Raw genomic sequence first — 25,023 nt, forward strand, 5'->3', positions numbered from 1 at the left:
GGAGACGGTCCCCACCACGGTGACGTCCATCGAGGGCACGGAGACCACGCCGACCATGACGCCCGCAGCGACCACGAAGGCCATCAAGACCGTGTCGGTTGCGAAGGGGGACGGTCATGATGATGCGCCTCCCGCGGACCGGTGCTGGACCGTCGAAGCTGGTGCTGCTGCGCACGGAGCTCTCGCCCCGTGATGACGACATCCTCCAGTTCCTGAGTACCCACCGGTACGCCACCACCACCCAGCTGCGGGACGTGTTCTTCGCCGGCCACGCCACCGCCACCGCCGGCACCCGGGCCTGCATCCGCGTCCTGCACCGGCTCCTGCACCACCGGCTGGTGGCTCGTCTGGAGCGCCGCGTCGGTGGCACCGCCCGTGGGTCCGCCGCCAGCATCTGGTACCTCGACGCCCCCGGTGAACGCCTCACCCGGCCCGAAGGTGCGCGCCGTCGCCGCTTCGCGAGCGCCTCCACCCCGTTCCTGGCCCACACCCTGGCCGTCACCGACGCCCACGTCGCCCTCATCACTGGAGCCCGCACCGGCGCCTTCACCCTCGAACGCGTCACCCTCGAGCCCGACTCGTGGCGACCATTCCTCAGCGATCGTGGTGTGGCCACCATCCTGAAGCCCGACCTCACCGTCCACCTGGCAACGGCCGAGTACGACGATCACTGGTACATCGAGGTCGACCTCGGCACCGAGAGCATCCCCGTCCTGCTCGCCAAGTGCGCCGCGTACGCCGTCTACCGTGCCACCGGCCGCGCGCAGACGGAGCACGGCGTCTTCCCCCGGGTCCTCTGGCTCCTGCCCACACCCGCCCGCACGGCCCGCCTCGAGGCGGCTATCCAGGACGACTCACGCCTCGACGACCGGCTCTTCCTCTGCACCACACCCGACCAGCTCCTCACCGTCCTCAGCGACCCGGACGATCCCGAAGACAAAGCCGCATCACCTCACCCCGAAAGGAGGACCCCATGAGCCCCGAACTGCCACCCCCGCCCGACCGCCACCCACAACCGCAAGACGGCGACGACCGCTTCGGCCCCGAAGCCGCCGCCTCCGTCGAACGATCGCTCGCGCAGCTGAAAGACCCCGACGACGCCCTCCGGATCCTGCACGGCGTGAAAGAGAACGGCGCCGCCTTCGCCGCGTACCTCCTGCTCGAGGACACCAACCTCGCCGCCGAGAACCTGACCGACACCTTCCACGACGCCTACGTCGACGCCTGGGAAACCTTCGCCGAGTTCCGCCGCGACGTCCTCGAAGGCCTTGGCTGGCTCGACGCCGTGAAGAAGGTCATGAACGAGCAGGGGATCCCCGACGACCACCTCACCTGGAACCACACCGTTATCGACGGGCGCATCTTCGACACCTACGACACCGTCCGCCTCGACGGCTGGTGGCACGTCTTCTACAAGTAGAGACTTCCGGCCCCGGTGACGGGGGCGGGTACCGGCTCGCCCACCGGGTGAGGAAAAACTAAACAGACCGGAAACACCCCGGCGGCCCCGGCCGACCTCATGAAAGGAGGCGACCATGCAAAGCACCAACACCAACAAGACAGGTTCGGACAGGAGGGACGACGAGGTCGCCGCCTTGATCCTCATCGAGAACACGCTGACCGGACGATCACCAGCCCGGTACGGAAGCCTCACGGTTGACGAACAGTGCGAGATCGCAGAAGCCGAAGCCCAGCGCCACGGCCTGAATCTCCGTCGTCTAATCACCCTGTGGGACGTCCCACGCTGGGACCGGGGATCGCGCCTGACCAACATGCTCGACTGCATCAAGGAGCAACCCGCGCACATCCTCATCGTGCCGAGCCCCTTGTACCGCGGATTCACGAAGACCGCCATCAGAAAGCACCAACGCGTGCTCGAACGACACGGCACCACTCTCCTGATCGCGGAGCAGTGAGGTCACCCCGCGGGGCCAGACGCGCAGCCAGCCGCCTGGCCCCACGCCCCATCACGGCACCACCCGGGCCTGCTACCGGCTGGGTTTTTCCCCAGATGATGATGCAAATTCCACATCACCACACATCTCGACTTAAGAGGTGAAGTGAGCGTAAATCAAGGAGCTACGTCCGCCACGAAGCGGGCAGAAAGGAGGCACTTATGATGCATGAAACTTCCGCAACCACGACCGACGTGGATCACTCGCCGGAGCGTGGCGCCCAGGTCGTGGACATCGAGCGTTTCGCGAACGCGCCGCAGATGCGTCGCGGCAGAACTCAGGGCAGCACGGCAACTGGAGTACCAGGTGCTGAGCGGGGGGTGCGCGCCGTCGTCTACCTTCGCGTAAGCAGCAAAAAACAAGTAGACACGGACTACGACCCGGAGGGCATCTCACTGCCCGCGCAGCGTCTGGCGTGCCACAAGAAGGTCGAGCAGATGGGGCTCGAGATCGTGGGGGAGTACGTCGACGCGGGGCTGTCCGGCACCGAGGCCGCCGGTCGCCCGTGCTTCCAGCAGATGCTCGAACGCATTCGCGCCGAGCGAGACGTCGACTACGTCATCGTCTACAAGCTGTCCCGCCTCCACCGGAATCGGTACGACGAAGCCTTCACCATGATGCAGTTGCAGCAGCGCGGCGTCACTCTAGTCTCGGCGACGGAAAGTATTGATGGCAGCCCGGTAGGTCAGCTCATGCAGGGCATCCTATCGGCCTTCAACCAGTACCGCTCTGCGGAGGATGGCGCGGATATCGCCTACAAGCTGGGCGAGAAGGCCAAGAAGGGCGGCACCGTTTTCATGGCGCCGCTTGGATACATAAACACCGGGGAGAGGGTCGCGGACCGCGAGATCCGAGTGGTGAAGCCCGACCCCGACCGAGCCCACCTGATCAAGCTGGCCTTTGAGCTCTACGCGACGGGAAGCTACAGCATTCCGGCGCTGGCCGACGAGCTGTACCTGCGGGGGCTCACGACGCGGGCATCCGCGCGTCGGTCGTCCAAGCAGCTCTCCGACAACCAGCTGCTACGACTGCTGCAAGATCCGTACTACCTCGGCTTCACCCGCTTCAAAGGCGACATCTACCCAGGGCGTCACGAGCCGCTCGTAGATGGTGACCTCTTCGGCCGTGTACAAGACGTTGTTGCAGCTCGGGCAACGGGGGAGCGGCAGCGTGTTCATCATCACTACTTGAAGAGCACCCTGTACTGCGGTCACTGCTTCGCAACCGACAAGACATACGGGCGCGTGATCATCGCGCACGTCAACGGCCGCGGCGGGACGTACGACTACTTCTTCTGCCGCCGGAGCCAGGAGAAGTTGTGCGATGCGCCGTACATGCAGATGGCTCGCATCGAGGATGCAGTCGAACGGTACTGGGGGCGCCTCCGGGTCAGCGCTGGCTTCATCGAGGCAGCTCGTGCCGGACTACGCCGAACGGTCGAGAGCGATCAAGCGACTGCACGGTCGCTGCACACGCAACTGACCGAGAATTTGCAAAAGCTGGCGCAGCAGGAGGAGAACCTCGTCGATCTGGCCGCCGATGGCACGTTACCCCGCGAAGTCGTGCAGAAGCGTATGAACGGCATCCTCCGCAACCGGGCGGCGATGAGTGCGCGCCTCGAGAAGACGGAGCAGAAACTGTCAGCGGTCGTCGACTATCTCGACGCGGCGCTCTCGCTTCTAGCGCGGCCGGGGGAGTTGTACGCAAACGCGACCGACGAACAGCGCCGGATGCTGAACCAGGCCGTCTTTTCACGCATCTACGTGCATGTTGATGAGGTGACCGAGGTTGAGTTCAACGAACCGTTCGACATGCTCATGGCAGCAGGGGAGCTGTTCGACAACCCAACGAAAACCGCCCCTGAGGACAGGGGCGGGGATGTTTCTACGGAGGCAGCGACTCTCGCGAACATCGCTCTCGGCGATATTTCGAGTAACGCTGATGTGGTGGGCCCCGTGGGGCTCGAACCCACGACCCGCGGATTAAAAGTCCGATGCTCTACCGACTGAGCTAGAGGCCCTCGGCATCCACCCTACCGGCCACGGCGGGACGTTCGTGTTCACCGGGCATGCATCCCGCCGTGCCCGGATGCCGCCATCACCGAGGGGACGACACGACCCGGATCGGTCGTGCTCCGCCCACCGCGCGTCACGGCGCGTCCGCGCGACAGCCCGGAACAGGTATGCCCGCCCCGCGTGACCGGCGTGACCGGCGTGACCGGCGCGCCCGCGCGACAGCCCGGAACAGGTATGCCCACCCGGCGTCACGGCGCGTCCGCGCGACAGCCCGGAAGAGCGATGCCCGCCCCGCGTCACCGGCGCCTCCGCGCGACGACCGGAACAGGTGCGCCCCCGACGCCGATGAGCCCACCGGCGGGGGCCTGCAGGGCGCGAGCGCTCGCTCTGCGACGTCGGCGACGAGCAGCACGGTCGCACCCGTCCCGGCGGAGCCAAGAACGGGGGATGCCGCCGGGGGCGCCGCCGGGGAGACGACACCGATCGGACCGGCGGTCGCGGTGCCGGTGAGAAGGGCTGCCACGACCACGACGCGCCGGTGGCATCCGGTGCACCTCGCACACGAACGAGAGCGAGCGCCGAACCCCCTCGCCTGGGGTCCGGCGCTCGCCGTCAGGGTCGGTCGATCATCGACCGATCGAAAACGCGATGACTCGCGCTTCCGAGGACTTACATCGGGGGCATCAGCACCGTGTCGATGAGGTAGACCGTGGCGTTGGCGGTCTGGACGCCACCGCAGATCACGTTGGCGTCGTTGACCGTGATCGAGTCGCCCGAGCCGGCGACCGTGACGTCCTGGCCCTCGACGGTGGTCTGTGCGCCGTCGATGTCGTCGGGCGCGATCTGTCCGGGGACCACGTGGTACGTGAGGATCTTGGTCAGCAGGTCGGTGTCGGTCTTGAGCGTCTCGATGGTGGCGGAGTCGATCTTCGCGAACGCGTCGTCGGTGGGAGCGAAGACGGTGAACTCGGCGCCGTTCAGCGTGTCGACCAGGTTCACGTTGGGGTTCAGCTGACCGCTGACGGCCGCGGTGAGCGTGGTGAGCAGCGGGTTGTTCGAGGCGGCGACGGCGACCGGGTCGGCGGCCATGCCCTCGACCGAGCCCGCACCCGAGGGAACGGCGGCGGCGTAGTCCGCGCAGCCGGGGCCGACGAGGTTGGCGGCCGGGTCCATCGCGGACGACGAGGCCGACATCGAGGGCGACGCCTCCATGGAGGGGGCGGTGCTCTCTTCGGTGGTCGAGCCACCCGAGGTGGTGCCGCCCGAACAGGCGGTGAGAGCGAAGGCCGAACCCAGAACGAGGGCGAGACCGGCGACGACAGGCTTCTTGGTGGTGAGCATGACATTCCTCCGTATCGTTCGGATCGCCTCTGCGACCCGTCAGGACACCCCGGTGCGAGGGGCGGTGAGCCGTGGAGCGGCTTACACAGGGTCTTCGAGACCCCCCGGGGAACGGATTGGAGAATCTCCCGGATCGAGGTGCCCCGCCGCCCTTCGGGTGCCGAAAAAGGCCCGGTCGGAGCCTATTAAATATTCGTCCGAATATTTTCTCATCCCCGTCTCGCTGTCTGCCCGCAGGGCGGATCCGCAGAGCCCGTCCCGTCCGTTCCCCGCGCCCGTACAGGAAACGCATGGGCTGTACGGAATGATGGATGCCATGGTGATCGACGGATTCGATATGCCCGATGAGGGGCTCGAGAAGATCGATCACATCGGCATCCTGTTGCAGCGCGTCGCCGGGGGTGACCGTTCGGCCTTCGCCGAGGTGTACGACTCTCTCGCGCCGCGTGCGTTCGGTCTCATCCTGCGCGTGCTCGTCGACCGATCGCAGAGCGAAGAGGTGCTGCAGGAGGTCTTCCTCGAAATCTGGCAATCCGCCGCGCGTTTCACTCCGAACAGAGGTCAGGGGAGGTCGTGGGTGCTCACGATCGCGCACCGGCGAGCGGTGGACCGCGTGCGGTCGTCGCAGTCGAGTGCTGATCGTGATGTGCGCGCGGGCTTCCGCGATATGGACGTCGCGTACGACCATGTCTCCGAGCGAGTCGAACTGAAGATGGAAGGGCGGCGCGTCGTCGATGCACTGGCGACGCTCCCCGATGCCCAGAAGGAAGCGCTCACGCTGGCCTACTTCGGTGGGTACAGCCAGAGCGAGATCGCTACCCTCGTCGGGGCGCCGCTCGGTACGGTCAAAACACGGATGCGCGATGGCCTGTCGCGTTTGAGGATGGAGATGGGGGTGGACAAGTGAACGAGAGGGATTTCGCCGACCTCGCCGTCGGGCACGCGCTCAATGCGCTCACCGAGGCGGATGAACGCGCGTACCAGGAGGCTCTCGCGGGTCATCCGCACTGGGACCGCCACGTACGCGGGGCGTCGGACGCCGTCACCGCGCTGAGCTCCACCGTCGAGCCCGTCGAGCCGCCGCCCTCGGTCCGGGCCTCGGTCTTCGCACGCATCTCCGCCCTGCCGCAGCAGTCGTCCGCCCCGCTCGACTCCGCGGTCGACGATGAGGACTATGCCGCCGCCGACCGCGCTGAGGTGGCTTTCGAGCGCGAGGCGGTCGCCGAGACGGCGTCCGCGGCATCCGGATGGGGCGCGCGTCGCTGGTTCGCGCTCGCAGCCTCGTTCGCCGCCGTGCTCGTGCTGGGGTTCGGTGCCGTCACCGTGAGCCAGCTCCTCGCCCCTCCCGCGGCGGTGGTTGCCCTCCAGCAGATCGAGGATGCCCCTGACGCGCAGTCCGCTTCGGCGACCATGCCGGACGGAACGGTCGCCACGGCGCACTGGTCGCCGTCGTTGGGACAGAGCGTGCTCGTGACGGACGACATGCCCGCGCCGGCTGAGGGGAAGACGTACGAGCTGTGGTTCGTGCGCGGCGAGACACCGATCGCTGCGGGCACCTTCGAGCCCGATGCCGACGGCCACGCCACCGCGGTGCTGCAAGGGGAGATGCGGATCGGCGACGTCATCGCGGTGACCGTCGAACCCGATGGCGGGTCACCCGACGGCACGCCGAGCACGACCCCGGTCGTCGCCGTCGCCACGGCCTGACCCGCGGAAGGGGCCGGCCCCCGGGCGCGCGGCGACGGCCTAGCCTGGAGCGATGAGCGATTCCCCCCGCGAGTTCCACAAGCCCGTGCGGCGCCCCGCCGAGCTTTTCGATCGTCTCTTCGCCGCCGACGATCCGGCGGAGGTCTCTCGCGTCGCCCACAGCACCGCACACGCGCTGCTGTCGCGGGTGCGCGCCGACCCGTCGGTCGACGTCGTGGAGCGGCTCGTCGCCTTCACCGACGATCACGGCATCGACGACATCGCGGAGTTGTGGTCGCGCTCGCCGGCGCGCTCCCTCCCGGGTGCGCTCTGGCGGCTGTACCTGCTGCAGCTGATGATCCATGACGATTCCGCGACCGCGGCGCTGCTGTACGAGCGCGGACGCGCCGAGATGACGACGGTGGATGCCGTGGTGGCGGGCGCTCCCGCGCCGGCAGGGCCGGAGGAGCTCGTGCAGTTGATCGACACGATCCTGCGCGGTCTGTTCGAAGGCGACTTCGCCGTCGCCCTCGACCGAGCCGCCGCTTTCTGCCGCGTTCAGGCCGCCGGGTCCACCCACCTGGCCGATGACTACGAGAACACCGAGTCGGAGCGGGCCACGGCCCTCACGACGCGCGCGCTGCGGCTGGCGACGTACGCCGACGATCTGTCGGCGTGCGCGGCTCTGTGGCGCCGTGATGCGCTGACGTGAGCGGGGGATGCCGAAGGCGAGAGCCGGCGGCTCAGAAGGCCGACGTCCCGACGACGTCAGACCGTCGAGGACAAAGAAAGTGCCGGACCGCAGAACGCCTCTCGGCGCATGGCCGCTCATAGCGGCAGAAGATGGAGCCCGGGGTTACTGCGGCCCGGCTGTAAAAGTGTAACAAGGCGGCGCCGGAGACATTCCCTCCGCACGCCCCGTTGACAAGGCCCGGGCGTGTCGGATGCGCCGCGTAGGCTCGCAGTATGGCCTGGCGCTTCGCTCTCCGCATCGACCCCGTGGCATCCGATGATCGGAGGGAGTCGTTCGACGACACCCTGCGGGTCATCGATCCCGGTGCCCCCGCGCTCCCGGTCGGAGAACTGAGCGCGCAACGCGGCGACGGCATCTTCGAGTCGCTCGGCGTGGTGGGCGGGCATCCGCAGGAGGTCGGCCCGCACCTCGAACGGCTCGTCCACTCGGCACAGCTCTGCGAACTCCCGACTCCCCACCTGGCCCAGTGGCGCGCCGCCATCGAGCGGGTGGCCGCCGAAGCGGGCGAGGGCGAGAGCGTCATCAAGCTCGTCCTCAGCCGCGGGGTCGACGGCGGCGCGTCCCCGACGGCGTGGATCACGCTCGCCGACGCCCCCGACAACGCACGCGCCCGCTCCGAGGGGGTGCGCATCGCGACGCTCGACCGCGGGTACGCCCTCGATGTGCCCGCCCGGGCGCCGTGGCTGCTCCTGGGCGCGAAGACGCTGTCGTACGCGACGAACATGGCCGCCATCCGCGAGGCCCAGCGCCGCGGGGCCGACGACGCCGTGTTCGTCTCGAGTGACGGGTACGTGCTGGAGGCGCCGACGGCATCCGTCGTCCTGCGCTTCGGGGACCGGTTCGTCACGCCGACGCCGAGCGCCGGCATCCTGCACGGCACGACCCAGTTGAGCCTGTTCGCGCACCTGGAGCAGCGTGGCTTCGCGACGGCGTACGACACCGTCACCACCGCGCAGCTCGCGGAGGCGGATGCCGCGTGGTTGCTGTCGAGCGTGCGTCTGGCCGCACCCGTGGCAGCGGTGGACGGGCAGCCGATGGCGATCGATCGGGCGTTCACCGATGAGCTCAATGCGTACCTGCTGAGCCCGCGCGACTGAACGGCGCTCCCGGACGGGGCGGCGCTCCGCGCGGGATCCCGCCGCAGCCCGGCCACGCCCTCGCGCGGCCCCGCCCGCCCGGCCACGCCAGCCCGGTCACGCCCTCGCGCGGCCCCGCCGTCGCCGAAACAGCCGTCGGCGGCATCCGGATACACGAAAGCCCCGCCGAAGCGGGGCTCTCGCGGACGCGCGGCTTATCCGAAGCGGCCCGAGACGTAGTCCTCGGTCGCCTGCACGGAGGGCGTGGTGAAGATCGTCGAGGTGTCGTTGTACTCGATGAGCTTGCCGGGCTTGCCGGTGCCGGCGATGTTGAAGAACGCCGTCTTGTCGCTCACGCGCGACGCCTGCTGCATGTTGTGCGTGACGATGACGACCGTGTAGTCGCTCTTCAGTTCGTCGATGAGCTCCTCGATCGCGTACGTCGAGATGGGGTCGAGAGCCGAGCACGGCTCGTCCATCAGGATGACGTCGGGAGAGACCGCGATCGCGCGCGCGATGCACAGACGCTGCTGCTGACCACCCGACAGTCCCGAGCCGGGCTTGTCGAGTCGGTCCTTGACCTCGTTCCAGAGGTTGGCGCCCTTCAGCGACTTCTCCACCAGGTCGTCGGAGTCGGACTTGGTGATTCGGCGGTTGTTCAGCTTCACGCCCGCCAGCACGTTCTCGCGGATCGACATGGTCGGGAACGGGTTGGGGCGCTGGAACACCATGCCCACCTGACGACGCACGAGCACGGGGTCGACACCCGGGCCGTAGAGATCGTCGCCGTCCAGCAGCACGCGACCCTCGACGCGGGCCTTGGGGATGACCTCGTGCATGCGGTTCAGCGTGCGCAGGAACGTGGACTTGCCGCAGCCCGAGGGGCCGATGAACGCGGTGACGCTGCGCGGCTCGATCTCGAGGGAGACGCCCTCGACGGCGAGGAAGTCGCCGTAGTAGACGTTGAGGTCGTTGACTTCGATGCTCTTTGACACGGGATTCTTTCTTTCGGGTCAGCGACCGGTCTTGGGGGCGAAGAACTTGGCGATGGAGCGCGCCACGAGGTTCAGCAGCATGACGATCACGATGAGCGTCAGTGCCGACGCCCAGGCGCGGCCGATGAAGGCCTCGGCCGGGATGCCCTGGTTCATGTACTGCGTGTAGGTGAACACCGGCAGGGTCTGCATGCGCCCGTCGAACAGGTCGTAGTTCATGGATGCCGTGAATCCGGCGGTGATGAGCAGCGGCGCCGTCTCGCCGATGACGCGCGAGATCGAGAGCATCACGCCGGTGGTGATACCCGCGATGGCGGTGGGAAGGACCACCTTGGCGATGGTCAGCCACTTCGGCACGCCGAGGGCGTACGACGCCTCGCGCAGCTCGTTCGGGACGAGGCGGAGCATCTCCTCGGTGGAGCGGACCACCACGGGGATCATCAGCACCGCCAGCGCGATCGATCCCATGATGCCCAGGCGGATGCCGGGGCCGAGGAAGAGCGCGAACAGGGCGTACGCGAACAGGCCCGCCACGATCGAGGGGATGCCGGTCATCACGTCGACGAGGAAGGTGATGCCGCGGGCGAGACGGTTGTTCTGCCCGTACTCGATCAGGTAGATCGCGGTGAAGATGCCGATCGGGATGGAGATGACGGCCGCGGCGAGCGTGATCAGGACGGTGCCGACGATGGCGTGCAGCGCGCCGCCGCCTTCACCGACGACGTTGCGCATCGAGGAGCTGAAGAACTCGCCGCTCCAGCTCGGCGCGCCCAGGGTGACCACCGTGAAGGCGACCGACACCAGGGGGACCATCGCGATGAGGAACGCGAGTGTGACGACGCCCGTCACGAGCCGGTCGACGGCCTTGCGGCGTCCCTCGACGATGGTCGAGATGACGGTGATGAGCACGAGGTAGACGAGGGCCGACAGGATCAGCCAGCCGGGGACGTTGAGCCCGGCGCCGGAGGCGGCGGCCAGAACGGCGAAGATCACGCCGACGATGGCGATCGAACCCGCCAGCAGCGCCCAGGGGGCCCACTTCGGAAGGCGCCCCGTGGTCAGGCTCGCCGAACGCGCGGGCGGCGTGGTCGGGCGCGGGGGAGAGATGGTCGCGGTCATGGTCAGTTGGCCCCCGAGAACTCTTTGCGACGGCTCACGATGTAACGGGCGAGCGCGTTCACGGCGAAGGTGACGATGAAGAGGATGAGTCCGGTGGCGATGAGAACGTTGACGTTCGTGCCATAGGCCTCGGGGAACGTGAGGGCGATGTTCGCGGCGATCGTGGAGGGGTTGCCCGCGGTGAACAAGGCGAACGTCACCCCGCCCGAGACCGAGAGGACCATCGCGACGGCCATGGTCTCGCCGAGGGCGCGACCGAGACCGAGCATGGCGGCCGAGACGATGCCGCTGCGGGCGAACGGGAAGACCGCCATGCAGATCATCTCCCAGCGCGTGGAGCCGAGAGCGAGCGCGGCCTCCTCGTGCAGGGTGGGCGTCTGGAGGAAGATCTCGCGGCAGATCGCGGTGATGATCGGGGTCACCATGACGGCGAGCACGATCGACGCGGTGAAGATGGTGCGGCCGGTGCTAGAGACGGGACCGGAGAAGAGCGGGAACCAGCCGGCGTTGTCGACGAACCACGAGTAGACGGGCTGGACGGCCGGAGCCAGTACCCCGATACCCCAGAGGCCGAAGACGACCGAGGGCACGGCTGCGAGCAGGTCGACGACGTAGCCGAGGGCCTGCGCGAGGCGGCGAGGAGCGTAGTGGGAGATGAAGAGGGCGACGCCGATCGACAGCGGGACCGCCATGAGGAGGGCGAGCGCGGCCGCCCAGACGGTCCCGAAGACGAGGGGCCCCACGTAGGACCAGAAGCTGTCGCCGAGAATCGAGGCGTCTTCGCCGGTGGCGACGAACGCGGGGAGCGACTGGATGATCAGGAAGACGGCGACCGCGGCGAGGGTCACGAGGATCATTGAGCCGGCGAAGAGTGCGGTACCGGAGAACCAGCGATCGCCCGGGCGGGTCTTCGCGGTCGGCGCTCCAGTCGAGGTGACCTCGGGTGTGGTGGTCATTTCGTCGATTCTGTGCGATGGGCGGGGACCGCACGAGGTGCCCGACCCCACGTGAACGCGGGACCGGGCACCTCAGCGGATTACTTGATGGCCTCGATGGCGGTCGTGACCTGCTCGCGCAGCGTGTCCGAGATCGGGGCGGAGCCGGCGGCCGACGCGGCGGCGTCCTGGCCCTCCTCGCTGGCGGCGTAGGTGAAGAAGCCCTTCACCAGCTCGGCGGTGGCGGCGTCCTTGTACTCGGCGCACCCGATGAGGTAGCTGACGAGGACGATGGGGTACACGCCGGCCTCGGTGGAGGTGCGGTCGAGCTTGATCGCGATGTCGGTCGCGGCACGGCCTTCCTCCTCCGGCGACGCGTCGACGATGGCGGCGGCGGCCTCCGGCGAGTACGACACGAAGTCGCTGCCGACCTGGATGGCGACGGTGCCGAGGTTGCCGGCGCGCGAGGCGTCGGCGTAGCCGATGGTGCCCTGGCCACCCTCGACGGCCGAGATGACCCCCGAGGTGCCCTGAGCGGCCTCGCCGCCGAGCGCCGGCCACTCCTCGACCGAGCCGGCGGTCCACACGTCGGGCGCCGTCTTGCCGAGGTAGTCGGTGAAGTTGCCCGTGGTGCCCGACTTGTCGGAGCGGTGGACCGGGGTGATCGCGGTCGCGGGGAGCGAGACGCCGGAGTTGAGTGCGGCGATCGCCGGGTCGTTCCAGGTGGTGATCTGGCCCGCGAAGATCTTGGCGAGGGTGGTCGCGTCGAGGTTCAGCGAGTCGATGCCCTCGAGGTTGAACACCACGGCGATGGGCGAGATGTAGGTGGGCAGCTCGACGAGGTCGCTACCGTCGGCGCAGCCGTCGAAGGGGCCGGCGGTGATCTCGTCGACCTTGAAGGCGCGGTCGGAGCCGGCGAACTGCACGGCGCCGGCCTGGAACGACTCGCGGCCGGTGCCCGAACCGGAGGGGTCGTAGTCGATGGTGAGGTCGGGGTTGGCGGTCTGCAGACCCTGGGTCCACGCCTGGACGGCCACTTCCTGCGACGAAGCGCCGCCGCCGACCAGGGTGCCGGTGAGGGAGGAGGCGCCCGCGGGAGCCTCGGACGAACCGCCGCTGGAGGCGCCGCCCTCGTTCGAGGCGCAGCCGGCGAGGGCGAGGGAGGCCACTGCGGCCACGGCGCCCAGCTGGGCGAATCGGGAGATCTTCACTGTGTGAATCCTTCGGGTGTCGGGAACACGAACCCGGTGCAGGGTTCGTCGGGAAAGGTAACCTTCGACCCTTAAGAGACTGCGCCCCTCGGGTGAACGGGAGGTGAACCGGGGTGGCCGTTCCGACGCGTTCTCCTGGGGGTTGTACTGTTCACCCCCGTGACGACCCCCGCCTCCGCCCCTCAGGCTCCCCTCGATCGACGGGATGCCGCCGCGCCCGCGCGCACCCTCATCGACATCCTCGCCGAGGTCGCCGCACGGCATCCCGAGGCCTCCGCCATCGACGACGGGTCGGGCGCTCTCAGCTACCGCGAGCTGCTCGCGCGGGTCTGGCGCACCGCCGCGGCGTTGCACGAGGCGGGCGTCCGCCGCGGCGACCGGGTCGGGGTGCGCATGCCGTCGGGGTCGAAGGAGCTGTACGTGTCGATCCTCGCCGTGATGGCCGCCGGGGCCGCCTACGTGCCGGTGGATGCCGACGACCCCGACGAACGGGCGCGGCTCGTGTTCGGCGAAGCGGCGGTGCGCGGGATCATCGGCGGCGACGGCGAGTTCGTCGCGGACGACGACGATCTCGTGCGCCTCTACGACGGTGCGGCGCCCCACCCGAGCACCAACGCCGTCCCCGTCGTCGCGCCCCCCACCGTCGACGACGACGCCTGGATCATCTTCACCTCCGGTTCCACCGGCGTGCCGAAGGGCGTCGCGGTCTCGCATCGCTCGGCCGCGGCGTTCGTCGAGGCCGAGGCGCGCATCTTCCTCCGGGAGGAGCCGCTGGGCCCCGGGGACCGTGTGCTCGCGGGGCTCTCGGTCGCGTTCGACGCCTCGTGCGAGGAGATGTGGCTGGCCTGGGGACACGGGGCCTGCCTCGTGCCGGCGCCGCGCTCCCTCGTCCGCTCGGGCGAAGACCTTGCGCCGTGGCTGCTTCGTCAGGGGATCACGGTGGTCTCCACCGTTCCCACCCTCGCCGCGATGTGGCCGGCCGACTCGATCGAGAACGTGCGTCTGCTCATCTTCGGCGGCGAGGCGTGCCCGCCGGAGCTCGCCGCCCGGCTCGTCGCCGACGGCCGCGAGGTGTGGAACACCTACGGGCCCACCGAGGCCACGGTGGTCGCCTGCGCCGCCCCGCTCGACGGTTCCCTGCCCGTGCGCATCGGTCTGCCCCTCGACGGGTGGGCCCTGGCGGTGGTGGATGCCGAGGGGCTCCCCGTGCTGGAGGGACAGGTCGGCGAGCTCATCATCGGCGGTGTCGGCCTGGCCCGCTACCTCGATCCGGCCAAGGATGCCGAGAAGTACGCGCCCATGCCCACCCTCGGGTGGGAGCGCGCCTACCGCTCCGGCGATCTCGTGCGCTTCGAATCCGAGGGGCTGGTGTTCCAGGGCCGCGCCGACGATCAGGTCAAGGTGGGCGGCCGGCGCATCGAGCTGGGCGAGGTCGAGTCGGCGCTGCAGGATCTGGCGGGCGTCAGCGCCGCGACGGTGGCTGTGCGCACGACGGAGGCCGGCGTCCCGGTGCTCGTGGGCTACCTCGTCCTGGACGAGGGCGTCGAGCTCGATCGCGGAGCTGCGCGCTCCGCGCTCGCCGAGCGCCTTCCGGCCGCCACCATCCCCCTGCTCGGCGTCGTCGACGCCCTGCCCGTGCGCACGTCGGGCAAGGTCGACCGGGCTGCCCTCCCGTGGCCGCTCCCCGGGGTCGACGCGCCCGCCGCCACCGACTTCTCCGACGATGAGGCGTGGCTCGCCGAGCAGTGGCAGGCCGTCCTCGGGCTGGCCGTCACCGAGCGCAAGGCCGACTTCTTCGATCTGGGCGGTGGCTCGCTCGCCGCCGCGCAGCTCGTCTCGCGCATCCGCGCGCGGGTGCCGGAGTTCTCCGTCGCCGACATCTACGACGTTCCGCGCCTGGGGGCGATGGCCAAGGCGCTCGGCCCTCAGCTGGCCGACGAGACGCCTCTCGAGTTCCATCGCGCCGCGCCGACGCCCCGCAGGACCCAGTGGGCGCAGACCCTCCTCGGTGCGCCGCTGTTCATCCTGTCGGGTGTGCGCTGGCTGCTGTACCTGCTGACGGCGTCGGCGATCCTGCAGCTCCTACCCGGCTTCGAGATGCTGCCGAGCGTGCCGTGGCCGGTGCTCGCGGTGGGCCTGCTCGTCTTCGCCACACCGTTCGGGCGCATGGCGATCGCCGTGGCATCCGCCCGGATACTGCTGGCGGGACTGCAGCCCGGTGACTATCCCCGCGGCGGCTGGGTGCACATCCGGCTGTGGCTGGCCGAACAGATCGCGGATCAGGTGGATGCCGTCGGCCTGGCCGGAGCGCCCTGGGTGTCGTACTACGCGCGGGCGTTGGGCGCGCGGATCGGGCGCAACGTCGATCTGCACACGCTGCCGCCCGTCACAGGCATGCTCGAGGTGGGGGACGGCGCCTCGATCGAGCCCGAAGTCGACCTGACCGGGTATTGGATCGACGGCGACCTCGTGCGCATCGGCGAGGTGCGCATCGGCGCGGATGCCACGGTGGGGGCGCGCTCCACCCTGGCTCCCGGCACGCGGATCGGGCGCCGGGCGGAGATCGCCCCGGGATCCGCGGTGTTCGGACGCGTCAAGGCCGACCAGTCGTGGGCGGGCTCGCCCGCCGTGCGCGTCGGCGGCACCGCGAAGGGATGGCCGACCGAACGCCCGCCGGCGCCGACGCGCTGGCTCTGGGCCTACGCCGCATCCGCGGTCGTGCTCGCCCTCCTTCCGCTGGCGGCGTTCACCGTGGGTGGTCTGGTCATCGCGCAGGGGATGCGCGGGGCGGGGGACCTGGCTCGGGCGGCCGCTCAGGCTTTCGCCTGGCTCGTGCCCGCCGTCGCCGTTACGGGCCTGGTGTTCGCGGCATCCGTCGTCGTCCTCGTGCGCCTGCTGTCGATCGGACTCGTCGAGGGCACGCATCCGGTACGCAGCCGCGTCGCGTGGCAGGCGTGGAGCATCGAACGCCTTCTGGATGCCGCGCGCACGATCCTCTTCCCGCTGTACTCGTCGCTGTTCACCCCGGTCTGGCTGCGGATGCTCGGCGCCCGCGTCGGCCGCGACGTCGAGGCATCCACGGTCCTGCTCATCCCCTCGATGGCGCGGATCGAGGACGGCGCGTTCCTCGCCGACGACACGCTGGTGGCTTCCTACGAATTGCGGGCGGGATGGCTGCGGCTCGGTCCGGTGCGCATCGGCAAGCGCGCGTTCCTCGGCAACTCCGGTATGGCCGCTCCCGGGCACCGCGTGCCGCGCGACGGGCTCGTCGCCGTGCTGTCGGCGGCGCCGCCGAAGGCCAAAGCAGGCTCGTCGTGGCTGGGGTCGCCTGCAGTGCGGCTGCGGCGGCTGTCGGCCGAGGGCGATGAGTCGCGCACGTACAACCCCGGGCCGGCGCTCCGTCTCGCCCGGACGGTGTGGGAGCTGTGCCGTTTCGTTCCCGTCGTCGTCACCTGCGGTATCGGCTTGGCCGTGCTGTTCACGCTCGCGGCGCTGTGGGAGGCCACCGGGCCCATCTGGACGCTGCTGCTGTCGGGTGTCGTGCTGCTGGCGGCCGGGGCGGTCGCGGCCGGCGTGTCGACCGCGGCGAAGTGGGTGATCGTCGGCGTCATCCGGGCGGGTGAACAGCCGCTGTGGTCGAGCTTCGTGTGGCGCACCGAGGTGTCCGACACGTTCACCGAGATGGTCGCCGCGCCCTGGTTCGCCCGCGCCGCCGCCGGCACGCCCGCGCTCGCCGTGTGGCTGCGAACCCTCGGCGCGAAGATCGGGCGGGGAGTGTGGTGCGACAGCTACTGGTTGCCTGAGCCCGACCTGGTGACGCTGGGGGACGCGTCGACGGTCAATCGCGGGTGCGTCGTTCAGACGCACCTGTTCCATGATCGAATCATGAGCATGGATACCGTCGAGTTGGAGCCCGGGTCGACCCTCGGTCCCCACAGCGTCGTGCTGCCCGCGTCCACCCTGGGGGCGCACGCCACCGTGGGACCGGCGTCCCTTGTCATGCGCGGTGAGACGGTGCCGGTCGGCTCGCGCTGGAGCGGCAACCCCATCGGCCCGTGGCGTGCGGTGAAGGTGCGCTCCTACCAGTCGACGACGTGAGCGACCCGTACGCCCCGCAGAGCGGTGACACCTCGTACGCCGTGCGGTCATACGACCTCACGCTGGGCTATCGCGTCCGCACGAACCGCCTCGAGGGTGTGGCGCGCATCGTGGCGGTGGCCCGCGAGCCGCTGAGCTCGATCGCGCTCGACCTGGTGGGGTTGCGGACCTCGCGCGTGCGCGTCGGTGGCGCCACGGCGCGGTTCTCCGCCGGTCCGCGCGTGCTGCGGGTGACGCTTCCGCGGCCGGTCGTCGCGGATGCCGTGTTCGACGTCGAGGTGGTCTATGCGGGCGCGCCGTCCCCGCGCCGTTCGCGCTGGGGTGCGGTCGGATGGGAGGAACTGACCGACGGCGCCCTCGTCGCGGGGCAGCCCATCGGCGCTCCCACCTGGTTCCCATGCAACGACCGCCCCGACGATCGCGCGCGGATGCGCATGGAGATCACCGTCGACGAGGGGTACGCCGTGGCGGCGACCGGTGTCGCCGGTCCCTCGACGCGGCGGGGTGGTCGGGTGACCACGACGTTCACGTCCGACGTTCCGACGGCGACGTACCTCGCGGCTGTCCACGTCGGTCGCTACCGGACGCGCACGCTGGCCGGTGGGGGAGGGGATGCCGTGCCCGCGGTCAGCGTCACCGCGCCGCCGGCATTGGATGCGGCCGTGGACCGCGCGTTCGCGGCGGTGCCCGACATGCTGCGGGTGTTCGGGCGGCTCTTCGGGCCCTACCCGCAGGAGACGTGCACGCTCGTGGTGACGGCCGACGAGCTCGAGATCCCGCTCGAAGCGCAGGGCCTCGCCGTGTTCGGCATGAACCACCTGGTGCCGGCCGCGCAGCGGCTGGTGGCGCACGAACTCGCCCACCAGTGGTTCGGCAACAGCGTCGGCATCGCGCGATGGCGCGACATCTGGCTCAACGAAGGGTTCGCCTGTTATGCCGAGTGGCTGTGGTCGGACGCCTCGGGCGGTCCTTCGGTGGCCACGTGCATCGCGGACCATTACGCCCGCCTCGCCACCAAGCCTCGGGGCCTGCTGCTGTCCGACCCGGGGCCCGACGACATGTTCGACGACCGGGTCTACAAGCGCGGGGCGCTTGCTCTCCACGCCCTGCGCCGGACGCTGGGCGACACGGCGTTCTTCGACCTCGTACGCGGCTGGACGTCGCAGCACCGGCACGCTCTGGTGACGACGGACGATTTCCGCGCCGCCGTCGAGCGCGTGGGGGGAGCGGATGCCGTGGCGGTGCTGTCGCGGTGGATCGACGACCTGGCGCTGCCCGCGCGGCCCTGAGCGTCAGTCGGTCGCGTCGGGTCACTCGCTCCAGCCGCGCACCCGGTGGACGACGAACGACTTCGGATAGGACCCGCCGGGGGCGTCCACTTCGAAGATGTCGATCATGAGTGCGAGGGGGTAGTCGGGTGCCTGCTCGAGGCGTCTCAGAACGACTCCCTCGCATCCGATGATCGTTTCACCGGCACCCCACACGACTGTCCACGTGTGCGGCCGACCGGCGTCGAAGGGGAGCGCGACCTCGGTCATGTCGGTGGCCAGGCGCGGGTCGTGGTGGGCCTTGATGCCGCTGCGCGCACGGGCGGCGGTGGCGGTCACGGCATCCGCGTCGATCTCGAACAGGCAGATCTCGCCCGAGTCCTCCGGCGACAGGTGCTCGGTGCCGACCAGCCACGCCGCGACCATGCAGCCGCTGTCGCGGGTGGCCGAGAGCGTGACGTCGACGCGACCCCGAGCGGGGGCGAAGAGCAACGACGTCGGGGTCTCCGTGCGAACCGCGAGATCGGTGCGATGACGATGCATGCCTCGCCCGGACTCCTGGGCTCCCGGCGTCGCTTGTGCGAGCCGGGCTGAGGGCAAGTCCCGTCAGTACCCGACCCCCGCGCGTTCGCGGGCGCACCGCGCAGTGTCGAGGTCGGTGCGCTGAGTGCCGGCGCGACTGGCGCGTGGGTTCGGTGCGCGCGCGAGCGCGGCCTCGGAACGCAGGGTCCGGGCGGTGTCAGAACGGTGGGGGTGGTCCTTCTTCGGGGTCGGGTGGGGGTGGGTCGTCGGGGAGGAAGCGGGCGGTGGGGGAGTAGGGGAGGGGTTCGTCGGTGTAGGTGCGGCCGGTGGGGCTGGTCCATTCGAGGACTCCGCCGGGGAGTTGCTTCACCTGCCAGCGGGTGAGGTGTTTCTGGGTGTGGTGGCGTTGGCAGAGGTGGGCGAGGTTGGTGATGGTGGTGGGGCCGCCGAGGGCGTGGTCGTGGGTGTGGTCGACTTCGCATCGGGTGGCGGGGGTGGTGCAGCCGGGGAAACGGCAGGTGCGGTCGCGGGCGCGGAGGTGGCGGTCGATGGCGGTGGTGCGGTGGTAGGTGTCGGTGTGCAGGACGGCGCCGGTGATGGGGTGGGTGATGACGCGGTCCCAGGGCAGGGTGGTCGTTTCGGTGAGGGTGCGGGCGGTGGTGGCGTCGAGGGGGCCGTGCCCGACGAGCTCGGCCGGGTCGAGGTTCTCGTTGCCGGGGGTGAGCAGGGTGAGGGCGGGGACGATGACTTGGATGCGGGCGCGGATGGTTCCGAGGGTGCCGGGGCCGTCGTCGGTGCGGGTGGGGTCGGCGTCGGGTGCGGCGGTGAGCAGCAGGTCGGCGAGGATGTCGGCGCGGAGGTGAGCGGTGGTGCGCTCGTCGGTGAGGGTCGCGGCGGTGGTGGTGGACTGTGTGTTTCGTCGGACTGTGTCGGTGCTGGCGGTGGGGTCCGCTGAGTCCGCGCCGGCGTCGGGTGCGTCGGTGGCAGCTGCCGCGATGCCGGTGCGGGTGTCGATGATGGCGCGTGCTTGTTGGGTGAGGCGGTCGTAGATGCCGACGGCCAGGACGGTGGGGAGGGTGGCGATGAGGTCGGACATGCCGTCGTGGCCGGTGACGATGCGGACGCAGCGGGTGTCGCGGCCGCGCTGGTGGCGTTCGGTGATGGTGGTGGGGTGCAGGCGTTCGGCGAGGACGGTCAGGCGTGCGCGCAGGCGGCCGGGGCTGAGCCGGTCGGCGGTGGCCACGGCGAGCAGGTCGAACTCCGCCCGCGCGTCGGTGGGGAGGGGGGAGCCGATGTCGGCGATGGCGTGCACGTGGGCGCGGGTGAGGGCCCCGGCTTCCCACGCGGTGAGGGTGTGCGAATAGTCGTCGACGAGGGTCATCGCCCGCCCGATCTGGGTCTGCACGGTGCGGTCGGAGAGGTTTTCGGCGGCGGCGATCTCGGAGGCGACTTCGCGGAGGGCGAGTTCGGCGGCGCGGGCGGTGGCGCGCTGGTCGGCCATCACGTCGAGGGCGAGGTGCCCGGCCGCAGCGAGGGCGCGGGTGTGGGCGGCCTCGGCGGCGGCGAGGGCGGCGCCGGTTGCGAGGACGTCGTCGAGCACCGCGGACAGGGCCGCGGGCCCGCCTTTCGTGGCTGTCGGGACGACGCGTTTGTGCATGTGTGCATGCTAGCTGTGACCTGCGACATCGCCCCCGGTCAGAGGGCCTTTCTGGGGAGGAACGAGCGAACCGGCGGGATGTGGAGGAGGGGCGCCAACCGCGGGTAGAACGGTGCCATCCAGTGGGCTGCTTTCCCACGTAAAGGGCGGCGGTGGCTCGACAGGCCCAGCCACAGGCGCCGAGGTGAGAAAGGGGCTTCGACAGGCTCAGCCACCAGCGTCGCTCATGGGGGCGGCGGCTTCTCGCGCCTCAGCCGCCGGCACCGCGATGGCGAATGCGGCGCCGACAGGCTCAGCCAGCAGCGACGCGTTCAGAGCCTGGTGGCTTCCCGACGTCGGTCTCTTCGAGGGCGGGCCGAGGCCGCCGACGACGTGCGCTGACGCCGCCGACACCGCGTGCCGGACGGCTTCGGCGCCTTGTGCGCCGACGGCGCTACACGTCACCGAACGACCAGTGCTGCCACGACGCCCTCGGGACCCTCGAGGTCCCATCCGCGCCACTCCACCGGTGCGCACTCGTCGTCGTTGCGCGCACGCCCCTGCTCGTTGTGGCTTCGCGGGGAAATCGACGCCGTCCACCCCTCTGCGTCGGCGACGACGCGGATGCGGCCGGGGTCGACCGACAGACCCCGCCCATCCGCCTTGAGCACCGCCTCCGTCCGTGCCCAGGCGCGCGCGTCCGCCGCGTCGGGCAGCACCTGCTCGATCCCCGCGGCGTCCGCCGGGAGGGCTTCGGCGCCGATCCGCACGCGGACGCTAGGCGGCACGCGCTCGATCCCCCCGGCGTCCGCCGGGACGGCGTCGGTGCCGATCCGCGCGCGGACGCCGGGCAGCACGCGCTCGATCCCCTCGGCGTCCGTCGGGACGGCATCGGCGCCGATCCGCGCGCGGACGTCGGGCAGCACGCGCTCCATCCCCGCGGCGCCCGCCGAGACGGCATCGGCGCCGACCCGCGCGCGAACGCCGGGCAGCACGCGCTCGAGCCCCGCGGCATCCGCCGGGACGGCATCGATCCCAATGCGGACGTGCTCCCGAGTCACCGCGACCACCGCCCACCCCGGCACGTACGACACCGACACCGCGGCATCCGCACCGAGAACCCGGATGCGACCGTGGTCGCCGCCGCACGACGAACACCTCGAGACGAATGACGCCTCCGGGAGCAGCTCGGTCAGAAGGTCGCGCGACACCCGGCGACGGTTCGTTCCCGGCGGCACCTCGCGCCAGGAGACACGGATGCCGGGGGGAAGTATCACACCCGTGGTTCGTGCGTCTCGATGGCGACGATGCCCGCACCCGGATGCTCGACCGGCACGTGCACGACCGAGAAGGCGCCGGTGTCGAGCGTCGAGGCGCTGCCGAGGTAGGACCCTCTCATCGTGCCCGTCGCGAGGGCGAGCTCGTGCAGGAGGTCGGGCAGCACCGGGCCGTGGCTGGTCAACACCACGGGCTTGCGCGCGCGCACCTGCTGCCCGATGACGGTCCGCGTGTCCGCGCGCCCCTTCTCCCAGGCGTCCTGGCTGATGTCTCTGCACACCTGGACGCGTTGGCCGATCGCGTGCGCGATGGGGGTGGCGGTACGCAGGCACCGCTCGGCGGGACTGGACACCACGCGTCGCACGCCGAAGGCCAGCAGCGGTCCCACGATGGCCTCGGCCTGCTTGCGACCGCGGGCGGTGAGTGGCCGGTCGCTGTCGACGCCGTCCCACTCGTCGCGCGCGCGCGCCTTGCCGTGACGCAGCACCACGATCGGGAAGGTCGGCAGCACCTCTTCATCCACCAGCCGGGCGAATTCGTCCAGGATCTCGATGTCGACGGGGTAGCTGAGATGCTTGCGCGCCTTCTTCAGGCTCACCCACTCGATGGCCGCGACCTCTTTGTTGGGCACGAACGACGACGTGCGAACCGCCGCGTCCGTGGCCTCGGCCGCCCAGTAGTGCACGATCTTCGTCCGCGAGTTCGGCATCCGGTAGCGCGAGACCCCCACGGGGACGCCGAGGGCGACACGGATGCCGGTCTCCTCGCGGATTTCGCGCACGGCGGTCTCGGCGAGGGTCTCGCCAGGATCCACCTTGCCCTTCGGCAGGGTCAGATCGCGATACTTCGTCCGGTGGATGAGGAGGACGCGGAGTTTGCCTTCGGCCCGACGCCATACGACGCCGCCCGCTGCGTAGACCGCGGTCTCCGTCACCGGGCCGTCCGAGCGCGGCGCTTGCGCTGCACGCGCGCCATCGTGTACTCCTGCAGGTCGACCAACGGGGTCCCGTCGGCGGCGAGGCTGTGGCGGGTCCATTCGCCCTCCGGCCCCAGATGCCATGAGCTCGTGCCGTCGTCCATCGCGAGATCGAACAGGGTGGTCAGCTCCCGCAGCTGGCTCTCGTCGACGACGCGCACGAGGGCCTCGACGCGGCGGTCGAGATTGCGGTGCATCATGTCGGCGCTGCCGATGTAGACCTGCGGGTCGCCGTCGTTCGCGAAGCTGAAGATGCGGGAGTGCTCGAGGTAGCGGCCGAGGATGGAACGCACCGTGATGTTCTCGCTCATGCCCGGAACGCCCGGCTTGATGGAGCAGATGCCGCGCACCCACACCTCCACGGGGACGCCCGCCTGGCTCGCACGGTAGAGCGCGTCGATGATCTGCTCGTCGACCATCGAGTTGACCTTGATCCGCACCCCCGAGGGCTTGCCCTCGAGCGCGTTGCGCCGTTCCTTGTCGATGTGGCGCAGCAGCCCCTTGCGCAGGTGCAGAGGCGCCACCAGCAGCCGCTTGAACTTCTTCTCGATCGCGTAGCCGCTGAGCTCGTTGAACAGGCGGGTCAGATCGCGACCCACCTGGTCATCCACCGTGAAGAGCCCGAAGTCCTCGTAGATGCGGCTCGTCTTGGGGTTGTAGTTCCCTGTGCCGACGTGGCTGTAGTGGCGCAGACGCCCCTCTTCCTCGCGGATGACGAGGGCGAGCTTGCAGTGCGTCTTGAGCCCGACGAGCCCGTACACGACGTGCACTCCGGCCTTCTCGAGCTTGCGGGCCCAGACGATGTTGTTGGCCTCGTCGAAGCGCGCCTTGACCTCCACCAGCGCCAGGACCTGCTTGCCCGCCTCCGCGGCGTCGATGAGCGCCTGCACGATCGGGCTGTCGCCCGACGTGCGGTACAGCGTCTGCTTGATGGCCAGCACGTGCGGGTCGCGGGCCGCCTGCTCGAGGAAGGCCTGCACGCTCGTCGCGAACGACTCGTACGGGTGGTGCACCAGCACGTCGGCCTTGCGGATCGCCCGGAACAGGTCGGCGCGGCCGTTCTGCTCCGGCGGCTGGAAGGCCAGGGCCGTCTTGGGCACGTGCGGCGGGTAGTGCAGGTCGGGTCGATCGATGCGCGACAGATCGAACAGGCCCCGAAGGTCGAGGCTCCCGGGCAGGCGGTAGACCTCCTGCTCGGTGATGTCGAGCTCGCTCAGCAGGAGTGAGCGGGTGACGTCGTCCATGTCCTCGGTGATCTCGAGACGGATCGGCGGACCGAAACGGCGGCGCAGCAGCTCCGCCTCGAGGGCCTGGATGAGGTTCTCCGTCTCGTCCTCCTCGATCGTCATGTCCTCGTTGCGGGTGAGGCGGAACGCGTGATGATCGAGCACCTCCATCCCCGGGAAGAGGTCTCCCAGGTGGTTGGAGATGAGTTCCTCGAGCGGGAGGTAGCGGATTCCCGGTCCCTCTCCCTGCACCTCGACGAATCGGGGCAGCATGGGCGGCACCTTCAGGCGCGCGAACTCCTGGCGTCCGGTGCGGGCGTTGCGGATGCGGACGGCGAGGTTGAGCGAAAGCCCGGAGATGTAGGGGAACGGGTGCGCGGGGTCGACGGCGAGCGGCATCAGCACGGGGAAGACGTTGCGCTGGAAGTACTCGGTGAGTCGCGCGGCGGTGTGGTCGTCGAGCGAATCCCAGGTGACGACTTCGATGCCGGCTTCGGCCAGGGCCGGGCGCACCTTGTCGGTCCACGCCGCCGCGTGGCGCAACTGGAGGCGGTGGGCCTCGGCGGAGATGTCGGCGAGCACGTCCAACGGCGCGCGGCCGACGTTGGTCGGGACGGCGAGACCGGTCACGATGCGGCGCTTCAGGCCGGCGACGCGCACCATGAAGAACTCGTCGAGGTTGCTGGCGAAGATCGCGAGGAAGTTGGCGCGCTCGAGCACGGGCACGGCGGGGTCTTCGGCGAGCTCGAGGACACGCTGGTTGAACGCCAGCCAGCTCAGCTCGCGGTCGAGGTACCGGTGATCCGGCAGCTGGTCGTCTTCGGCCTCGACGGCCTCATCGAAGTCGTCGTCGTCGGCGTCGCCGAGGCCGGCATCCAGCGCGTCGTGTTCCATCATCCCCACATCATTGCAGGGGTCGGTGACACCGGAGT

At 69.9% G+C, this 25,023-nt stretch carries 19 protein-coding genes, 1 tRNA gene and 1 pseudogene; 10 read left to right on the forward strand and 11 right to left on the reverse strand.

What is annotated here, in order from left to right:
- Nucleotides 1-116: 116 nt before the first annotated feature.
- The 4 genes and pseudogenes from QE392_RS09190 to QE392_RS17535 all read left to right on the forward strand — a co-directional run.
- Nucleotides 117-977 (forward strand): replication-relaxation family protein, encoded by an 861-nt coding sequence (locus tag QE392_RS09190; RefSeq protein ID WP_307450895.1) that lies wholly within the window; start codon nucleotides 117-119, stop codon nucleotides 975-977.
- Nucleotides 974-1,420, forward strand: coding sequence for a hypothetical protein (locus QE392_RS09195; protein ID WP_307450897.1), 447 nt, complete (start codon nucleotides 974-976; stop codon nucleotides 1,418-1,420). The genes QE392_RS09190 and QE392_RS09195 overlap by 4 nt, the downstream gene beginning before the upstream one ends.
- Nucleotides 1,421-1,535: 115 nt before the next feature.
- On the forward strand, nucleotides 1,536-1,916 hold the full coding sequence (locus tag QE392_RS09200; RefSeq protein WP_307450899.1) for a hypothetical protein: 381 nt from the start codon (nucleotides 1,536-1,538) through the stop codon (nucleotides 1,914-1,916).
- Nucleotides 1,917-2,215: 299 nt separating this feature from the next.
- Nucleotides 2,216-3,088, forward strand: a pseudogene (locus QE392_RS17535) (recombinase family protein); the annotation flags it as partial.
- A gap of 811 nt (nucleotides 3,089-3,899) precedes the next feature.
- Here QE392_RS17535 and QE392_RS09210 read toward each other — a convergent pair.
- Both QE392_RS09210 and QE392_RS09215 read right to left on the reverse strand, forming a co-directional pair.
- Nucleotides 3,900-3,975: transfer RNA gene (locus tag QE392_RS09210), tRNA-Lys, on the reverse strand.
- Nucleotides 3,976-4,639: 664 nt separating this feature from the next.
- Entirely contained in the window at nucleotides 4,640-5,311 is a 672-nt protein-coding gene (locus QE392_RS09215) for a fasciclin domain-containing protein (RefSeq protein ID WP_307450904.1), read from the reverse strand.
- A gap of 304 nt (nucleotides 5,312-5,615) precedes the next feature.
- On the opposite strand from QE392_RS09215, the gene sigK reads away from it, so the two are divergent.
- The 4 genes from sigK (at nucleotide 5,616) to QE392_RS09235 (ending at nucleotide 8,848) form a co-directional block, all read left to right on the forward strand.
- Nucleotides 5,616-6,218 (forward strand): ECF RNA polymerase sigma factor SigK, encoded by a 603-nt coding sequence (gene sigK, locus QE392_RS09220; RefSeq protein ID WP_307454080.1) that lies wholly within the window; start codon nucleotides 5,616-5,618, stop codon nucleotides 6,216-6,218.
- On the forward strand, nucleotides 6,215-7,018 hold the full coding sequence (locus QE392_RS09225; RefSeq protein ID WP_307450906.1) for an anti-sigma factor: 804 nt from the start codon (nucleotides 6,215-6,217) through the stop codon (nucleotides 7,016-7,018). The genes sigK and QE392_RS09225 overlap by 4 nt, the downstream gene beginning before the upstream one ends.
- A 52-nt stretch (nucleotides 7,019-7,070) precedes the next feature.
- The gene (locus tag QE392_RS09230; protein ID WP_307450907.1) at nucleotides 7,071-7,709 is read left to right on the forward strand and encodes a DNA-directed RNA polymerase subunit beta; all 639 of its coding nucleotides are present in this window, start codon (nucleotides 7,071-7,073) and stop codon (nucleotides 7,707-7,709) included.
- A 254-nt stretch (nucleotides 7,710-7,963) separates the two neighbouring features.
- The gene (locus QE392_RS09235) at nucleotides 7,964-8,848 is read left to right on the forward strand and encodes an aminodeoxychorismate lyase (protein ID WP_307450908.1); all 885 of its coding nucleotides are present in this window, start codon (nucleotides 7,964-7,966) and stop codon (nucleotides 8,846-8,848) included.
- A gap of 194 nt (nucleotides 8,849-9,042) precedes the next feature.
- Here QE392_RS09235 and pstB read toward each other — a convergent pair whose 3' ends face one another.
- The 4 genes from pstB to pstS all read right to left on the reverse strand — a co-directional run bounded on the left by pstB (nucleotide 9,043) and on the right by pstS (nucleotide 13,087).
- Nucleotides 9,043-9,822: a phosphate ABC transporter ATP-binding protein PstB gene (pstB, locus tag QE392_RS09240; RefSeq protein WP_307328618.1), complete on the reverse strand. Its 780-nt coding sequence runs from the start codon at nucleotides 9,820-9,822 to the stop codon at nucleotides 9,043-9,045.
- Nucleotides 9,823-9,840: 18 nt separating this feature from the next.
- Nucleotides 9,841-10,941 carry a phosphate ABC transporter permease PstA gene (gene pstA / locus QE392_RS09245; RefSeq protein WP_307450909.1) on the reverse strand — a complete coding sequence of 367 codons (1,101 nt, stop codon included), beginning with the start codon at nucleotides 10,939-10,941 and terminating at the stop codon, nucleotides 9,841-9,843.
- A gap of 2 nt (nucleotides 10,942-10,943) precedes the next feature.
- Nucleotides 10,944-11,897 carry a phosphate ABC transporter permease subunit PstC gene (pstC, locus tag QE392_RS09250; RefSeq protein ID WP_307328621.1) on the reverse strand — a complete coding sequence of 318 codons (954 nt, stop codon included), beginning with the start codon at nucleotides 11,895-11,897 and terminating at the stop codon, nucleotides 10,944-10,946.
- Between the two features lie 80 nt (nucleotides 11,898-11,977).
- A complete protein-coding gene (gene pstS / locus QE392_RS09255; RefSeq protein WP_307450911.1) occupies nucleotides 11,978-13,087 on the reverse strand; it encodes a phosphate ABC transporter substrate-binding protein PstS in 1,110 nt (369 codons plus the stop codon).
- 159 nt (nucleotides 13,088-13,246) lie between these two features.
- Between pstS and QE392_RS09260 the strand changes: the two genes are divergently transcribed.
- Nucleotides 13,247-17,185, forward strand: coding sequence for a Pls/PosA family non-ribosomal peptide synthetase (locus QE392_RS09260; RefSeq protein ID WP_307450913.1), 3,939 nt, complete (start codon nucleotides 13,247-13,249; stop codon nucleotides 17,183-17,185).
- Nucleotides 17,182-18,474: a M1 family metallopeptidase gene (locus tag QE392_RS09265; RefSeq protein ID WP_307450915.1), complete on the forward strand. Its 1,293-nt coding sequence runs from the start codon at nucleotides 17,182-17,184 to the stop codon at nucleotides 18,472-18,474. The genes QE392_RS09260 and QE392_RS09265 overlap by 4 nt, the downstream gene beginning before the upstream one ends.
- A gap of 21 nt (nucleotides 18,475-18,495) precedes the next feature.
- Here the strand turns inward: QE392_RS09265 and QE392_RS09270 are convergent, their stop codons facing one another.
- The 5 genes from QE392_RS09270 to QE392_RS09290 all read right to left on the reverse strand — a co-directional run bounded on the left by QE392_RS09270 (nucleotide 18,496) and on the right by QE392_RS09290 (nucleotide 24,988).
- Nucleotides 18,496-18,996, reverse strand: a complete 501-nt coding sequence (locus QE392_RS09270) for a hypothetical protein (RefSeq protein ID WP_307450916.1) — start codon at nucleotides 18,994-18,996, stop codon at nucleotides 18,496-18,498.
- Between the two features lie 196 nt (nucleotides 18,997-19,192).
- On the reverse strand, nucleotides 19,193-20,632 hold the full coding sequence (locus QE392_RS09275) for an HNH endonuclease signature motif containing protein (RefSeq protein WP_307450918.1): 1,440 nt from the start codon (nucleotides 20,630-20,632) through the stop codon (nucleotides 19,193-19,195).
- A gap of 440 nt (nucleotides 20,633-21,072) precedes the next feature.
- Entirely contained in the window at nucleotides 21,073-21,822 is a 750-nt protein-coding gene (locus tag QE392_RS09280) for a hypothetical protein (protein ID WP_307450920.1), read from the reverse strand.
- A gap of 62 nt (nucleotides 21,823-21,884) precedes the next feature.
- Nucleotides 21,885-22,823 (reverse strand): NUDIX hydrolase, encoded by a 939-nt coding sequence (locus tag QE392_RS09285; protein ID WP_307450922.1) that lies wholly within the window; start codon nucleotides 22,821-22,823, stop codon nucleotides 21,885-21,887.
- Nucleotides 22,820-24,988, reverse strand: a complete 2,169-nt coding sequence (locus tag QE392_RS09290) for an RNA degradosome polyphosphate kinase (protein ID WP_307450924.1) — start codon at nucleotides 24,986-24,988, stop codon at nucleotides 22,820-22,822. Before QE392_RS09290 ends, QE392_RS09285 begins: the two co-directional genes overlap by 4 nt.
- Nucleotides 24,989-25,023: the final 35 nt, after the last annotated feature.

The sequence above is a fragment of the Microbacterium proteolyticum genome (genome assembly GCF_030818075.1).
GTDB classification, from domain to species: Bacteria; Actinomycetota; Actinomycetes; order Actinomycetales; family Microbacteriaceae; genus Microbacterium; species Microbacterium proteolyticum_A.

Bases quoted from the DNA above. Each gene is read 5' to 3' on its own strand.
- QE392_RS09275 (WP_307450918.1), bottom strand. From the start codon at position 20,632: ATGCACAAACGCGTCGTCCCGACAGCCACGAAAGGCGGGCCCGCGGCC.
- QE392_RS09235 (WP_307450908.1), top strand. From the start codon at position 7,964: ATGGCCTGGCGCTTCGCTCTCCGCATCGACCCCGTGGCATCCGATGAT.
- sigK (WP_307454080.1), top strand. From the start codon at position 5,616: ATGATGGATGCCATGGTGATCGACGGATTCGATATGCCCGATGAGGGG.
- pstC (WP_307328621.1), bottom strand. From the start codon at position 11,897: ATGACCACCACACCCGAGGTCACCTCGACTGGAGCGCCGACCGCGAAG.
- QE392_RS09200 (WP_307450899.1), top strand. From the start codon at position 1,536: ATGCAAAGCACCAACACCAACAAGACAGGTTCGGACAGGAGGGACGAC.
- QE392_RS09230 (WP_307450907.1), top strand. From the start codon at position 7,071: ATGAGCGATTCCCCCCGCGAGTTCCACAAGCCCGTGCGGCGCCCCGCC.
- QE392_RS09215 (WP_307450904.1), bottom strand. From the start codon at position 5,311: ATGCTCACCACCAAGAAGCCTGTCGTCGCCGGTCTCGCCCTCGTTCTG.
- QE392_RS09190 (WP_307450895.1), top strand. From the start codon at position 117: ATGATGATGCGCCTCCCGCGGACCGGTGCTGGACCGTCGAAGCTGGTG.
- pstA (WP_307450909.1), bottom strand. From the start codon at position 10,941: ATGACCGCGACCATCTCTCCCCCGCGCCCGACCACGCCGCCCGCGCGT.
- QE392_RS09290 (WP_307450924.1), bottom strand. From the start codon at position 24,988: ATGATGGAACACGACGCGCTGGATGCCGGCCTCGGCGACGCCGACGAC.
- QE392_RS09195 (WP_307450897.1), top strand. From the start codon at position 974: ATGAGCCCCGAACTGCCACCCCCGCCCGACCGCCACCCACAACCGCAA.
- QE392_RS09270 (WP_307450916.1), bottom strand. From the start codon at position 18,996: ATGCATCGTCATCGCACCGATCTCGCGGTTCGCACGGAGACCCCGACG.